Origin of the sequence: Balneola sp. (assembly GCA_003712055.1) — a bacterium.
Lineage (GTDB): Bacteria > Bacteroidota > Rhodothermia > Balneolales > Balneolaceae > RHLJ01.
In genome coordinates, this window is the sequence record RHLJ01000003.1 from 52,003 (window position 1) to 66,848 (window position 14,846).

The following is a 14,846-nucleotide window of genomic DNA, read 5'->3' on the forward strand; positions in this document are numbered from 1 at the left end:
TTAAAACTTGATGTTGAAAAATATGTTTGGGGTAAAACCAATGGTGTTTACATCGGTTGTAATCAGATCACCTTCGATGACTTCAAACTTCTTGTACCAGGTATTGGTATTGTTGTAAGCATTGAAGATGGATAGTCCTACTTCAGCCCATACCCCGGAACCCCAATCCCATCCATAGGTTCCGGAAAGATCTAGTCGGTGATAATCTGCTAACCGATATGCATTTTTATCCCCTACTGACACATAGGTGTTGGTTACTCCATCAAGAAGCGTAATTTCATACCCGCCAGTTGGGCTTGTATAAGGCTTTCCAGTTGCATATACCCATGTTCCTGACAGGTTGAAATCTCCCAGACGAAGGCTGTTTACTAATTTAAACTCATGCGTTTGGTCATGAAGCGCCGGGTAAGGATCTTCGGATAAATCGGGAAATTCATGAATGGTCTCACTCAAAGTGTACCCCAACCAACCAGTATATTTGCCAAACTTTTTCTGAGCAAGAAATTCAATCCCTCTTGAATAGCCTGTTCCTTCATAAAAGAATTCATCCAGTTGAGTAGTCCTGGAATTCAAGAAGCCAGAGTTTGTAAACCTTAATGTGTACTCAGAAAGACCTGTCATGTCTTTGTGATATCCTTCGATATCGAACAAAAAACCAGCCGTTTCATAAGATATCCCCGCTATATAATGGGTAGCCGAGCTAACCGGGTTAAGCTCATCATTAGCTAACAGCCAAAAATCCCTGCTTCCCTGAGACACATCCTCACGAACTACTCTTGTAACGAATTGATTGAAGTAGCCCCACGCCCCTTTAAGGGTTAAGGAAGGGGTGACCTTAAAAGAAAAGGAAGCGCGAGGCTCAACATAGGTATCATTCGTTTCGCTGTACTGATTGATTCTAACCCCATAATTCAAGGTCAATCGGTCAAAGAGTTTCCAGCTGTCCTGGATATATCCGGCCAGTACAGATCCTTTGTCATTCCTATCTAGTACTACCGAGGTATCATTTCTGATTTGGGTGTAATCAACATTGTTATAAGTGTACTGAAGACCAAAGGATATAGTATGATTTTGATTGAGCTGAAAATCATTATCGTTCTTGAAAGTAAAATCAATCACATTATTGTCTTCAAGAGTACCATCCCGAACTTCAAAAGTAGAGTCAGCTCGAGTTATTTCGTTGGTGGTAAATAAATCCCGATTTGTAAAGTATTTTGAGTAGGACAGCACAGAGTTAGAATACAATCTATTGTTCCATTGACGTCCCCAACGAAGACTTGAACCTACATTACCCCAATCATTGATGTCTTTGGTATCATTTGTAAAACCAAAGTTTGATTCGCTCCCACCTCCTCCGAATACTCCACTAAACTGACTACTATTAAAATCACTCGAGTTGTCCAGTTTATCCTGCCCGTTATAGAAGGAAAAGGAAAGGATATCGCTATTACTAGGTCTATATGTAGCTTTTGCGTTTAAATCATAAAAGTAAAAAGCAGGTTCTGTTTCAGTAGCTCCGAATCGGGCTTGCGGACCAACATTACCCTGATCACTATCTGATTCCTCTTCGAACAACCCAAAAATGTTGTTATAAATCCCGCTTTGTACAATATCGGTGTAGGATCTACGTGCTGATAAAAACATGGATCCTTTTCCATCGGCAAAGGGCAATTCTAATGATCCATTGGCACTTAGGGCACTAATCCCAAAGTTTCCTGAAGCATTTTTTGTGTTCCCATTCTTTCCTGTCAGTACTGCTACGCTTGATAACCTTCCGCCATATTTGGGTTCAAACCCTCCTTTATAGAATTGTATATCCTTAACTGCATTAGAATTGAATGCACTGAAAAAACCATAAAAGTGATCCACGTGATAAACAGTAAAGCCATCAAATAAAATGAGGTTTTGATCGGGAGTACCGCCCCTAACAAAAAGTCCGGAAGAGGTTTCGTTAGTAGCACTTATACCTGGAAGCATCTGGAGAGATCGGAAGATGTCCTTTTCCCCGAGACTAGGTAGAGAAGAAAGTTGAGCAGGAGAAATTGACACTGAACTTACCCCATTTGAAGCTTTGATCATATGTTCTTTTTGATCTGTAACTACAATTTCTTCCAATTCTTCTGTAAACTGCTCAAGCTCGATGGTTATGAAATTTCCATCAATACTTTCTGGTAGCAACTGAAGTGTGAGCGTTTTATACCCAATGTATTGCGCCACAATGATGGAGGTATCACTTGGTGTGTTGAAAAGAGTGAAAAATCCATCAACATTTGAACTAGTACCTTTTTCAGTATCAGGTAAATATACCGTGGCATAGGGAAGTGTTTCTCCTGAACTTTGATCTATTATTTTGCCTTCAAGAGTGAAATTAACCCTTGTTGGATCGGGAGTTTTCTTAAGTCTCACTCCCTTTTTTCTAATTTTTACCGTTTTTCCTTCTACAAGAAAATCCACTTCAAATTCTTTTAAAAGAGCTTCGAATACTCGTTCAAGGGGTCGATTTGAAAATGAAACTCCAAGGACTTTTACATTTGAAACTACCTCTGATTCAAAATCGATTGTAATACCATAACGCTCTTCCAATGCTTCAAAAATGGAATACAAATCTTGATTAAGGTATGTACCATTTACTAAAATTTCGGAATTGTCTTGAGCAATTAATGCCGTAGTTGAAACGATATAGATGAATAGTGAAAAAAGTGCTTTTCTGGGCATGACCTATTTTTTATTGCCCAAAACTCAGCATAATCACTCTATCTGGAAAAATTATTCAACCAATGAAAGGAAAAAATCTATGAGTACCTTTGATTACCTAAATGATCTCTTTGGTTGAACTTTTTGAGTTATTGATTGAAAAAATGATCTCTTTTAAAAAACCCCCTGTATTTTTGAGATGAATTGAAAAAGGGAAAATGGATTTTATAAGAAAATACTTACTGCATTTTTTGTTGTGGAGCATTTACTTCACATTATTCTTTTTTGTAGCTAATGAGCAATTTACTCTAATCAATGCGTTGCTAGTTGCGAGTATCATTACTTTTGTTCATGCTTCCATTTTTTATGTCAATTACACCTACCTCATTCCATCTCTTTATTTCAGAGGTAAGAATCTGCTTTATCTTTTTTCGGTAGTAATTGTTCTTTGCACTTTTGTTTTTATTGGAGCTGTAGCTCTTGAAGGGCTCATTCAACCACAGCCTGTGCCCCTTTTTATGATGAATAACCCTAACGATTTTAGTTCAGTTGAACCTCCCATTTTTCTTAGGCTCATTCCCATCTCGGTCCCTGCTATTATGCTATTAATGGTATCCTTCATCCTTAAAAAAACAGAGCATTCTCAATTAGTTGAACAGGAATTGGAACAACTCAAGACACAAAACTTTGAGACTGAACTCAAGTTTCTAAGGTCACAGATCAACCCACATTTTCTTTTTAACTCCCTAAATAATATTTATTCACTATCAGTTACAAAATCTGAGAAAACCCCGGATATGTTAGTGAAACTAAGCAGCATGCTTAGATACCTTATTTATGAATGCAATGTCGATAAAGTCTCCCTCGAGAAAGAGATCGAGTATATTAGCAATTATATCGAGCTTCAAAAATTAAAGGATGACCAGATATCGAATATTCATTTTAATCATCAGGGAAATAATGCAGAAATAAGCCCCATGCTGCTCATGCCTTTTGTCGAAAATGCTTTTAAGCATAGTAAAATCGAAGACACTGACAAAAGCTGGATTGACATTTCTCTTGAAGTAAAGGAATCTGGGAAACTTTGCTTTAAAGTTGAAAACAGCATTCCGCCTATACCCACAACAAAAGACGAAACCGGAGGTGTGGGAATTGCTAACGTGAAGAAGCGGCTTCAGCTACTTTATCCTGAACGTCACTCTATCAATTTTTTTGAAGATATTTATCAATACAAGATCGAACTTAGCATTGAGTTGAATGGAACCCATTAGATGTGCAATTGTAGATGATGAGCAACCAGCTAGGGAGCTCCTAAAAAACTTTTCTAAAAGGGTAGAAGGGCTATCTGTGATTGGTACTTTTAAAAGTCCACTGGCAGTATTCCCGTTGATAAACAGTAATGAAATAGACCTGCTGTTTCTTGATATCCAGATGCCAGATATAAAAGGAACTGATTTTCTAAAATCAATCAAAAACGGACCCAAGGTCATCTTTACAACCGCTTATCCTGATTACGCCTTAGAAGGATACGATCTAAATGTGACCGATTATTTATTGAAACCCTTTAGCTTTGAACGTTTCCTGCAGGCCATTGAAAAAGTCCATAGACTTATTTTTCCCAGAGTCGAATCCGTCACAAATTCAAAAAATCATCTTTCCATTTCTTCTAATCATCGAATATATAGACTAAAATTCTCTGATATACTTTTAATAGAGGGACTGAAGGAATATGTCTCGTTCTACACCAAGCAAGGGCAACGCATTATCTCTTTACAAAGTCTCAAGGCACTAGAGAAAGAACTCCCTTCCAATGCTTTTCTGCGTACTCATAGATCATATATCGTTCAAATTGACGCCATTCGATTTTTAGAAGGCAATATTATTCACCTTGAAGATAGAGAAATCCCGATTGGAGTAAGTTATAAACAACAAGTACTGGAAGCTCTGAAATAGATGTTTATCAATTAGTTGCTCTTGCAAGATTACCTTACCAACCGAGCGCTCGCTCTACCATGCCTTGACGAAGTAGAGCGGAGAGGGAGAGATTCGAACCCTCCTTAAGTCCGCTTAAACTCCAGCTGTCTGTTCATGATTAAGCCATCACTCTTCTAGCAAATTTTCAACTAAAGCCGCTAACTCCTGACCGCGAACCAGGTCAATCAATGCTTCGATGTCTTCCCGAAGAAAACGATCTTCCATAACCATCTCAATATGACTGCGAATCAAGGTGTGTATTGCCTCAGTTTTCGGTGACATTTTCATCGGGTGCATACGATCTCGAATAAGGTCAATGGCTTGTGCAGCAAGCATTAACTCAATGGCCAATACTTGCTCGCACATATCCAGGTTTAACTGCAAATCATACAAAGAACTATTACCCATGCTATTGTGGTCTTCTTGCATGCTTTTTCCTGATAGGGAATGGATGCTTGCTGGCGTAGCTTGCTGACGCATTTGCCCAATAATAGAGAGTTGGAGAGACTGAACTTGTACCATACCAGAGTTGAGCCCAGGCTGACCGCCGGCCAGGTTGGCGGGGAGTCCATAGCTAGCTTGAGGTGAAATCAGTCGTGCGGAACGTGACTCAGAAAGACCAGCTACATCAGTAAGGACAATATTGAGGTAATCTAAAAGGTGCGCCATATGAGAACCATCGTAATTTCCACCCATTACAACATCAAAGCAATCTGGTTGCTCTATATTCCGAAAGACAAGTGGATTCATAGACGCGGCATTGATCTCTCGGTTCATCGCATCGGACACGAAGCTATAGGTCTCCCGTAACGACCCATAAATATGCGGTGTTGAGCGGAGGCTAACTGCATCCTGTATACGTGGGTTAACTTCACCAAGACGTGCACGTCCTTCATCTGTTGTCCACTCGCTACCTTTTAGAAGAGTGCGTGCTGTATGTGCCGAAATAATCTGACCAGGTATATCACGCGATTCATGAATACGGTAGTCTAATGCACCTATTTCACCGCGGAGAGCCTCCATGGTCAGGGCGAAACAAGCCTCCATCACATAAAGAAGATGTTTTATCCGGTAAAGCGAATAAACCGCACCCGCTGCTAATACGGTGCTACCGCTAATAATCGAAAGGGCCTCCTCTATCTCCAAAGTAAATAATGGATCAACTCCTGCTCTCGCGAGTATGTCTGGCGCGGAACCAATATCGCCGTTGTATTTGGCCACACCATGCGGACTACCTGCCATTACTAGTCCGAGTGCGGCCATTGGTTGCAGGTCACCACTACCCAGAGATCCCTCCCATGGCATAATGGGAATCACACCAGCATTCAACAAATCCAAGTAACGTTGGATCAAATCTATACGGATACCAAACGAACCACTGCTAGCAACATTGGCCCTAAGTAGCAGGGCAATTCGAGAAATCTGATCGCAAAAGGGTTGACCTATGCCCGTCGCATGAGATTCCAGTATCCTCATTTGAAAGTCGATCTGTTCTTCACTCACTAATACCTTGTCTTTTAAGGGACCCAATCCTCTTGTCAATCCGTAAATAGGTCGCCCTTCTGCTAACCATTTTCGAACCTGATCGTTAGAGGCCTTAACATTCCCCGCTGCTTCAGGTTCAAGTTTAACCTCGCAAGATTCAGCCGCTAAAAAACGGAAAACGTCCTCTACCTGAAGCGACTTTCCATCTAACATGAAAGAGAAGGTCTCGCGATTGACCGAGTCGTTTTTATAAGGTGAATTCGCCATTTTTTTTGTGCTTCAAGAGTTTGGACTAGCAGTCTAAGTTATATTTTATATTTTACAATCTACGGACAGAGATAATTTTAAAAAAGATAGGAGCCAACTAAAATGATCACTGAAATTTTAGATCAACGAATTGGATCTGAAGTTAAAGAAAAAGACTTCATCGCAGCTGCAATGAGCTGGCATTTCAATCCGAATACTGGCTCACCCTATTGGGTTGAAAGAAGTAAAATATTGGGTTTTGACCCTCAGAAAGAAATAAAGACCTTCGCAGATCTACAGAAGTTTCCAAATGTAGTAGATGAGATGCGAAAAGTACCGGTTCAAAACCTTATCCCTGTGGGCTATGGCCCGAAACCCCCTGTTTTCGGTGTATTTGACTCCGGTGGTACTACCGGAATCCCTAAGCGCGTCGTAGTTCTCGAAGATTGGGTGAACCTTCAACTTAGTTGGCAAGATGAAAAGGTCGCGGCTCATGGAATTCTACCAGGCAAAAATATTTGTTACGTCGGTCCTTCGGGGCCTCATATGTTTGGTGCTTATACTGCGGAAAGGGCACGGAGAACCCGAGGCTTGAATTTCCCAATAGATCTGGATCCCCGTTGGGTGAAACGTAGCTTAGAAGCTGGACACAAGGAAGAGGTTGAGCGGTATGTTCGTCACCTTGTTGAGCAAGCAAGTACTATTTTAGAGACTCAGGATATAGGGCTCCTAATCACAACACCACCTTTACTTGAGCGCATGGCTCGCGAAGATAAACTGGTTGATTTAATAAATGAAAAAGTAACCGGTATTCAATGGGGTGGTGCGCACATGGATGCCGATACACGCGAGCTTTACCGTAATAAGGTTTTTCCAGAGGTCTCCCTGGTTGGTAACTATGGCAGTGCTATGATGCTTGGCGGAGTGATCGAGCGACCCGAGAAGCGTAATGACGACCTTTGTGTATTCGATCCTCTCTCTCCCTTCGTAACCTTCAAGGTTGTTCATCCTGATACTCACGAAGAAGTACCCTATGGCGAACGAGGTCAGTTGTTAATGCATCATATTAGTAGAAATATGTTTTTGCCTAATAATCTCGAGAGAGATATGGGAACAAGAGTTGAAGCCCTTTCGGGACACTTAGGTGATGCTGTTGCGGATGTTTATCCAGTTCAAACATTTGAGGGAAAGACAGTAATCGAAGGAGTCTATTAATTATGCCATCTCCTGATACTCTCATCCCGATTGACTCCATTGGCCCAAGTGGTTCCTACCGAACTCGCCGTCATACCATAGTCAAGGATGTTCGTGGCGTGCCTACTCTTCGCCTGAGCTTAATTCCTCGTCTATTCTTATGGCGCAGTATCTCAGCGATGCATAAAGCAGCACCGAAATCAGTGGAAAAAAGAGCTGAAATATTGGCGAAAGCGGGAGAAATATTTTCCACTGAATCTATCGATGGCATGTCTCCAGACACCTACCAACGCATGGTGAGCCGTATCTGCGGTTTACCTCTATATATGGCCCGTAAATCAACGGAAATAATAGCCGAATCTGCAATCAAAGCATATCAAACATCGGCATTTGCCCGTCCATTAGCTGCTGTCGACGATTGGAGAGCGCCCCAAACTTTAGATGGAGGAGCTGTGTGGGTTCGCAGAGGTAACATATTTGGTGTTCTTGCTTCAGGAAACACACCTAGTGTTCACTCACTTTGGCTTGAAGCATTGGCACTCGGGTATAAAGTAGTAGTTCGCCCTTCCCAACGCGAGCCACTAACTCCTTACCGATTAATTCGAGCTCTGCATATGGCAGGTTTTGACACTGATCAAATCATGTTTCTACCGACGAACCATGCAGAAGCTGAAGATATCGTCGAGGCATCCGATTTGTCTATAGTATATGGCGGTGATGCCATGGTTCAAAAATACCATAATCGCCCCACCGTACTAACTGAGGGCCCGGGACGATCCAAAATTCTTATCACGGAAGATGCCTGGCAAGAAAGCATGGATATGATCATCGAATCCGTTGCTGGAAAAGGCGCAACTAACTGTATTAATACCACGGCTATATTTGTCGAAGGCGACCCGGCTCCATTTGCAAAGGCTCTTGCCGACCGCTTAGCAAAAATGCCGAGCCACCCGCCAGATCATGATAAAGCGATTTTACCTGTACAGCAGCTGGATCAGGCATTAGCACTAGAAAATCTATTGCATCAACGTGCGCTTGGAACAAAGCCTATATTAAATGAAGTGGTTCATGATCTTGGAGACGGAGCTGCTGTCTTACGCCCAGCAGTCTTTCTTCTTAATGATCCAAACGCATCGCAAACAAGAGTTGAATTGCCCTTTCCTTGCGTATGGGTTGCACCTTGGTCAAAGGACTATGGAATACCTCCACTAAAAGATACCTTAGTTTTAACAGCGATTACTCGAGATGAAGAACTTATAGACAGTTTGCTCAATGAACCATCCATACTTAACCTTTATCTAGGAAATACACCAACTACTTTCCTGGAACCGGGTATTCCACATGATTCATATTTAGGTGAATTCCTGATGCGAACTAAAGGAGTAGCTCGGAATTGAAAGGAAGATTTTAATAGTAATCTGAGCTACTACAAAAATTGCTAGACCAACCGAGCCTGCTCTACGAAGCCTTGGCGAAGTAGAGCGGAGAGGGAGGGATTCGAACCCTCGTTAAGTGTTTCCACCTAAACTCCCTTAGCAGGGGAGCGCTTTCAGCCACTCAGCCACCTCTCCTTTTTGAAGGGGCACAAATATACGGTGCTCAGTATGTCTAAGCAATGTTAAGTTTGTTTATTTGTCTTCCCTTATGGCGTAAATCTGAGCCAGGTTTCTACCCTTTTGGGCATAATCTAATCCGTAACCCAAAACGAATTTTGTTGGGATCTCAAAGCCTACATAATCGATATTAACATCATGAACGGTAGCATCCTTCTTATGCAATAATGTAATCACTGACACTGATGCTGGTTCATTCTCTTTCATCTTTTCAACTATGTACTTCATAGAAAGCCCAGTATCGATTATATCTTCAACAAGTATGATATGCTTCCCTTTAATCTTTGCATCAATTTCTTTCAGCTCAGTTACTTCTCCTGACGACACCTTAGCATCACCGTAACTACTCAATTTCATGAAATCGACTTCGCATTCGATAGTAACATTGCGCATGATATCTGCCAGAAAGATAAATGCTCCGTTCAGTACACCAATAAAAATGGGGTTCTTGCCATCAAAGTCTTTATCTAGCTGCTCGCCCATTAAGGAAATCCTAGCATCTATCTGCTCTTTGGTGATAAATACATCAAAAATTTCCCCGTTGCACTCAACAGAATCCGGTAAATAAAAGCTCATTTCTTATACCACTTGTTGGATAATTAAATAGCTGCAAGTATGCGAATTATATTTCACTTTTTCCGAAATAGTACCAAACTCTCCGTTTGAAGCTATTTCAGGAAATAAAACGGAATAAATGACTCCATCATTACCACAAAGCACCCGGGCGTTTTCCCGCAATGATGAAGGAAGTTTACGATTTGTCAAGTGGTCTGAAACCTTCTGCGAACCTTCCATACCAAGGGGATTGAAGGAATCTCCATCTCGCCAATTTCTTATTGTAACTGGCCAACTCAAACAATCAGCGTCAAGATTTAATACCCCTGGCTTCGATTCTGAGGAGAAATAAAAACTGAATCCATTTAATACCAATCCATCTTCTATCTCATTTTTTTGTATTAAACTCTGATCTTTTTGTTTTAGGTCGGAAAGTTTGAAAAAGATTTGTTCTCTTTCTTTATATAAGTGGCCGCACTCACCAAGCTCAATGGATGTACCTGTTTGAGTATCTCCTATTTTTTTAAGCTCCAGTAATTGGCCTTTAGAAAGTGGTACATCCTCATTCAAAGTGAGTATGTATTTCTTTAGCACTTCTGCCTTCAGCACTTCATCCAACATATTATATGAATCAAGCTCAATCCCTGAGCCATTGAAGACTTTTTCAAAAACTATATCAAGAGCAGCCTGATAGGACTTACTTCGTTCTTCAAGTTCCAGGATATTATTTCTCCATCCAGGGAAGAATTCTTCAAATTCTTCAAACACTTTATTTCTAAGAAGATTTCGAGCGTATTTGTTTTCTTGATTACTTACATCTTCTCTAAAAGGAACCGCATTCTCTTCGCAAAAAGTATAAATCTCTTCTTTGCTAATTCTTAAGAGAGGTCGAAAAATATCCTTTTCAACAACTTGCATTCCATCCCAGGCACCAATCCCGCTTCCTCTCAATAGTTTTTGAAAAATAGTCTCAAGTTGATCGTCTTGATGGTGAGCAGTTGCTATAAAATCGGCCTTCTGATAGGCTTTAATATCCCTGAAAATCCGATAGCGTTCATCCCGTGCCCATTTCTGAAAATTCTCCACTTTTGCATGAGCCGACTCTAGACGTACAGAACAACACTCAATGTTCCATTCCGTGCACATTCCTTCAACAAGTTCCTGGTCCAGGTCTGAATCTTCGCCTCTTAATCCATAGTTGATATGTACAACAAAGAGCTCTGCTTCAACTTTTGAAAGCAGATACAAAAGAGCCATTGAATCAGCTCCTCCACTAACCCCTATAATGAAGCTGGGGTTTTTCTTTTTTAATGAAGAAAGGTGATTGACTAAACTTTGTTTAATCGATTTGGACACGGATTTGTTCATACGAAAAAGTATCCACTTCAAGATCCTTATTCAATACAACTAACGCACCATGTTCATTAACACCCAGAAATTTAAAAGTCCCTTCTCTTAGGTCGTTGTTCACAAATATCTTTGCCCATTGTCCATACCCAATCATATTTTTATTGATCGTGCGGACTAACTCGATTTCTCTGGTTTCCCATAGCCGGTAGTAGTATTCTATTTTCGTTAGAATACGGGCTAATATTTGCTCTCTTGAATATTCTTTATCTGTTATTTGGGCAAGTGAAATTGCAGAGTCACTTAATTCAGCTTCAAATTCACGCTGATTTATATTAATCCCAATACCAACAATTACTCTATCCAACACATTTCCATTGAATACTGCCTCTGTAAGTAGACCACATAGCTTTTTCCCATCGATCAGAACATCGTTAGGCCACTTTATATCAAAACTAGTTTTAGCATAATCGCTACATACATCCGCTACAGCAAGTGCACATGAAAGAGTTAGTATCGTTAATCTATGTTGATTAGTCGGCTCAAATATCAGACTGAACATCAAGTTGCATTCTGACTCTGACTCCCAGGCGCGTTCATACTGTCCTCTTCCTTTAGTCTGTGAATCAGCAATAACTAAAGTGCCATGTAAGCTATCCACCCTGCTCATTCTTTTAGCATATGAGTTGGTGGAATCCAATTCAGAGAAATAAAAATTGCTACGTCCTAACCAGGACGTAGCTAATTGATCTTCAAATTGCTCGGTTAAAAACAAAGGGATTACTTTCCTATTGTAACCAGAGAATCTTCTGTGCCAAATTCGTTGGCAACATAGGCATCGGCTTCATAGTCGTTTTCCCATGTTTCGCCATCAATTAAATACTTGAACCGATACTCTGATTCTGGTTTCAGACGAAGCTCAGTTTCATAATATCCGTTCTTCTTTTCAAGTTTAATTGCGGTAGCATCCCAGTCGTTAAAATCTCCGGCTAGTGATACTTCTTTTTCAACAATCTCAGAAGGAACAGTAAATGTTACCTTACATACAGTTCTCTTAGGGGTAAATTTCTTTTCTAACATTTCAACAATCAGTTTGTTTTAGTTTAATTAGGAGAAGCTGCAAATTTACTTTTATTATTTAATTGAATCAATAAAAATACCGTAAACAAATTTATACAATCACATTGTTTGACTTATTTATTAAATAAATAATAGATAAATACCTTACTGAATTAATATGGAACCGTTTCCTTACCAAACCAGATTAAGCATATGCTTAGAACCACTTAAAAACTTAGATAAATAGTCTCTTAATCCCAGGCTCGATATAACTCTCTAACCTCTTCACTGGTAGAACAGTTGAGCACTGCTTTCGAAAATTTATGGAGCTCCTCTTGAGAACGCTGAATAAGCAGACCTTTAATTTTTGGTATAGATGAAGGAGACATACTCAAATCGTTAATCCCAAGCCCTAGTAAACAAGCAGCGCCTATTTCGTCTCCAGCTAATTCACCACATACACTGATTTGAATACCATTGTTTACTGCGGCATCGTAAGAAGTTTGTATAAGCTTCCAAACAGCCGGATGATAATGTTGATACATCGAGCAAATGCGTTCATTACCTCTATCTACAGCTAATGTATATTGAGTAAGATCATTTGTACCAATACTTAAAAAATCTACTTTTTTTGCTATATGATCAGCCATTAAAGCAGCACTTGGAACCTCAATCATAACCCCAAGCTGAACACCTTCATCAACAGTAAAACCCTGATTTTTCAACTCATCCTGTAAAATATTGAGCTCAGTTCTTACTTCTTCGATTTCTTCTACAAAGCTTATCATTGGAACCAGAATCTTAATCCTACCTGGGTATTTACCTGCAGTTTTAAGAATAGATCGGAGCTGACTTTTAAACATCTCCCCTTCATCAAGTAGCATTCGAATGCCTCTCCAACCTAAAAACGGGTTTGCCTCTTCGTGTGTATGAGAAATTAACTTATCGCCCCCAACGTCAAATAGACGTATAGTTACTTCCCCTTCACTTTTTGAGAGCACCTCTTCATAAAACTTATCCTGCTCAGATTCACTTTTATTGGCAATTCCCCCAAACAATAATGCCTCAGTTCTGAGTAGCCCGATACCAGTTGCATTAAATTTTTTGGCCAGTTTTAACTCCTGAACAAATTCAATATTTGCTCTAATCGTAAAATCTTTACCATCCTTTGTTGTTGAAGGCTTACTTGTAACCGCAACGGCATTCCTCAGCCTTTTCTCTTTTTTTTGAGCTGTTTTGTAGTCTGATGTAGTTTGAGATGAGGGATTAAGTATAAGCTCTCCGTTATTTGCATCAAGTATTGCTTTCTTTGATAAACCCGAAGAAGAAACGGCATCTTTAGTGCTTACTAAACATGGTATTCCGAGTGACTGAGCAATAATAGCTGCATGTGAAGTTATTCCTCCTTTATCCATAACCAATCCACCTATTCCCTGTTCGAAATAATGTATCAGGTCGGTTGGACTAATATCTTTCACTATGAGTATTGTCCCCTTCTCAACAATAAGAGCGTTTCTATTTTCGCAGGACAACCCAATTAAGCGGTCCCTAATATTTTCTATATCTACAATACGCTGCTGAAATAATTCGGAGCCGCTCTCTCTTAATCGCTCAATAAATTCGTTAAACACCTTATAAATGGAATAATCAACGGAGTATTGCTCCACTTCGATAGAAGCATTAATTCGTTTTTCAATTTCAACATCAGAAACAATATGCTTTTGGGTTTCTAAAATACCCGCTGTTTTTGTATCAAGATTTGTTGAGAGGGTGTCAAGTTCTTTAAGAAATAGCTGCTTTGATTTCGCAAAGCTTTTAAGATGACTAAGAATTGATTCCGAATTAATCTTTTTTGGCTGAACCTTTCTCTTCTTGTTGTCAATAACAAGAACATCTCCAATTGCTATACCTTCGCTACCCGGAAGACCTTTTATCGATATTTCTTGAGTCGCTAACTTTTCCATGCTAGTTACTCATCGTGCATACCAAATTTATTATTTACCAATTCAGTAATACTTTCCATGGCTTCTTCCTCGTCAGGACCATTAACTTCAAATTCCAGTTCTGCTCCTTGTTCCGCGGCTAATGTCATCACCCCAAGAATACTTTTTCCGTTGATTCTGTATCCGTACATATGAATATAGAATTCAGATTCAAACTTGCTGGCTAGTTTTACAAGCGCCGCTGAAGGCCGTGCATGCAAGCCTGAACTATTTAAAATGGTCACTTTTTTCTTTGTCATGATCTAATATAGTATTCTTCGTCAAAGAAAAACCCAATGATTCCTAAATTTATGTGGTTAAACTTATTCCACAATTTTATTAAGTAAATACATTACCCTTTAGGGCTTTCTTTCTTACCTTAAGAAATCAAAAAAGAGAACAATACAATGTCTGTTACTGAAAAAGATGTTCGATATGTAGCCAATTTAGCTCGACTTCAATTGTCTGAAGAAGAAGTTAAAAGTCTAGCCGGAGACATGAATAAAATTCTTGGTTATATGGAGCTACTTAATGAATTAGATACTACTGAAGTAGAACCATTAGAGCATGTTATTGAAATGGAAAGCCGTTTAAGAAAAGATGAAACCAAGCACCCTCTTTCACATGAAGACGCATTAAAGAATGCTCCCGATGCCGACTCTGATTATTTCCGTGTTCCAAAAGTAATTGAATAACC

General features: G+C 39.8%; 13 protein-coding genes and 1 tRNA gene. 5 read left to right on the plus strand and 9 right to left on the minus strand.

Going from position 1 to position 14,846, the window contains the following annotated elements; all coding sequences use genetic code 11:
• On the minus strand, window positions 1–2,715 hold the full coding sequence (locus tag ED557_07640; GenBank protein RNC83650.1) for a TonB-dependent receptor: 2,715 nt from the start codon (window positions 2,713–2,715) through the stop codon (window positions 1–3).
• 197 nt (window positions 2,716–2,912) lie between these two features.
• Between ED557_07640 and ED557_07645 the strand changes: the two genes are divergently transcribed.
• Together ED557_07645 and ED557_07650 are read left to right on the plus strand one after the other, a co-directional pair.
• On the plus strand, window positions 2,913–3,965 hold the full coding sequence (locus tag ED557_07645) for a hypothetical protein (GenBank protein ID RNC83651.1): 1,053 nt from the start codon (window positions 2,913–2,915) through the stop codon (window positions 3,963–3,965).
• Window positions 3,952–4,647 carry a DNA-binding response regulator gene (locus ED557_07650; protein RNC83652.1) on the plus strand — a complete coding sequence of 232 codons (696 nt, stop codon included), beginning with the start codon at window positions 3,952–3,954 and terminating at the stop codon, window positions 4,645–4,647. Before ED557_07645 ends, ED557_07650 begins: the two co-directional genes overlap by 14 nt.
• Window positions 4,648–4,794: 147 nt before the next feature.
• On the opposite strand, the gene ED557_07655 is transcribed toward ED557_07650, so the two are convergent.
• Entirely contained in the window at window positions 4,795–6,420 is a 1,626-nt protein-coding gene (locus ED557_07655) for an aromatic amino acid lyase (protein RNC83653.1), read from the minus strand.
• Between the two features lie 102 nt (window positions 6,421–6,522).
• Here ED557_07655 and ED557_07660 point away from each other — a divergent pair, with 102 nt between their 5' ends.
• Both ED557_07660 and ED557_07665 read left to right on the plus strand, forming a co-directional pair.
• On the plus strand, window positions 6,523–7,614 hold the full coding sequence (locus tag ED557_07660; GenBank protein RNC83654.1) for a phenazine antibiotic biosynthesis protein: 1,092 nt from the start codon (window positions 6,523–6,525) through the stop codon (window positions 7,612–7,614).
• Between the two features lie 2 nt (window positions 7,615–7,616).
• Entirely contained in the window at window positions 7,617–8,990 is a 1,374-nt protein-coding gene (locus ED557_07665; GenBank protein ID RNC83655.1) for an aldehyde dehydrogenase, read from the plus strand.
• A gap of 85 nt (window positions 8,991–9,075) precedes the next feature.
• Here ED557_07665 and ED557_07670 read toward each other — a convergent pair.
• The 7 genes from ED557_07670 to ED557_07700 form a co-directional block, all read right to left on the minus strand.
• Window positions 9,076–9,164 (minus strand) — tRNA-Ser (locus ED557_07670).
• Between the two features lie 57 nt (window positions 9,165–9,221).
• The gene (hpt, locus tag ED557_07675; GenBank protein ID RNC83656.1) at window positions 9,222–9,782 is read right to left on the minus strand and encodes a hypoxanthine phosphoribosyltransferase; all 561 of its coding nucleotides are present in this window, start codon (window positions 9,780–9,782) and stop codon (window positions 9,222–9,224) included.
• Window positions 9,783–9,785: 3 nt separating this feature from the next.
• On the minus strand, window positions 9,786–11,129 hold the full coding sequence (gene tilS, locus ED557_07680) for a tRNA lysidine(34) synthetase TilS (protein ID RNC83657.1): 1,344 nt from the start codon (window positions 11,127–11,129) through the stop codon (window positions 9,786–9,788).
• The gene (locus tag ED557_07685; protein ID RNC83658.1) at window positions 11,101–11,883 is read right to left on the minus strand and encodes a biotin--[acetyl-CoA-carboxylase] ligase; all 783 of its coding nucleotides are present in this window, start codon (window positions 11,881–11,883) and stop codon (window positions 11,101–11,103) included. The genes tilS and ED557_07685 overlap by 29 nt, the downstream gene beginning before the upstream one ends.
• A gap of 5 nt (window positions 11,884–11,888) precedes the next feature.
• Window positions 11,889–12,188, minus strand: coding sequence for a glycoside hydrolase (locus tag ED557_07690; protein ID RNC83659.1), 300 nt, complete (start codon window positions 12,186–12,188; stop codon window positions 11,889–11,891).
• A gap of 230 nt (window positions 12,189–12,418) precedes the next feature.
• Window positions 12,419–14,131, minus strand: coding sequence for a phosphoenolpyruvate--protein phosphotransferase (ptsP, locus tag ED557_07695; GenBank protein RNC83660.1), 1,713 nt, complete (start codon window positions 14,129–14,131; stop codon window positions 12,419–12,421).
• Between the two features lie 5 nt (window positions 14,132–14,136).
• A complete protein-coding gene (locus ED557_07700) occupies window positions 14,137–14,409 on the minus strand; it encodes an HPr family phosphocarrier protein (protein RNC83661.1) in 273 nt (90 codons plus the stop codon).
• Window positions 14,410–14,556: 147 nt separating this feature from the next.
• Here ED557_07700 and gatC point away from each other — a divergent pair, with 147 nt between their 5' ends.
• Window positions 14,557–14,844, plus strand: a complete 288-nt coding sequence (gene gatC, locus ED557_07705; protein ID RNC83662.1) for an Asp-tRNA(Asn)/Glu-tRNA(Gln) amidotransferase subunit GatC — start codon at window positions 14,557–14,559, stop codon at window positions 14,842–14,844.
• Window positions 14,845–14,846: the final 2 nt, after the last annotated feature.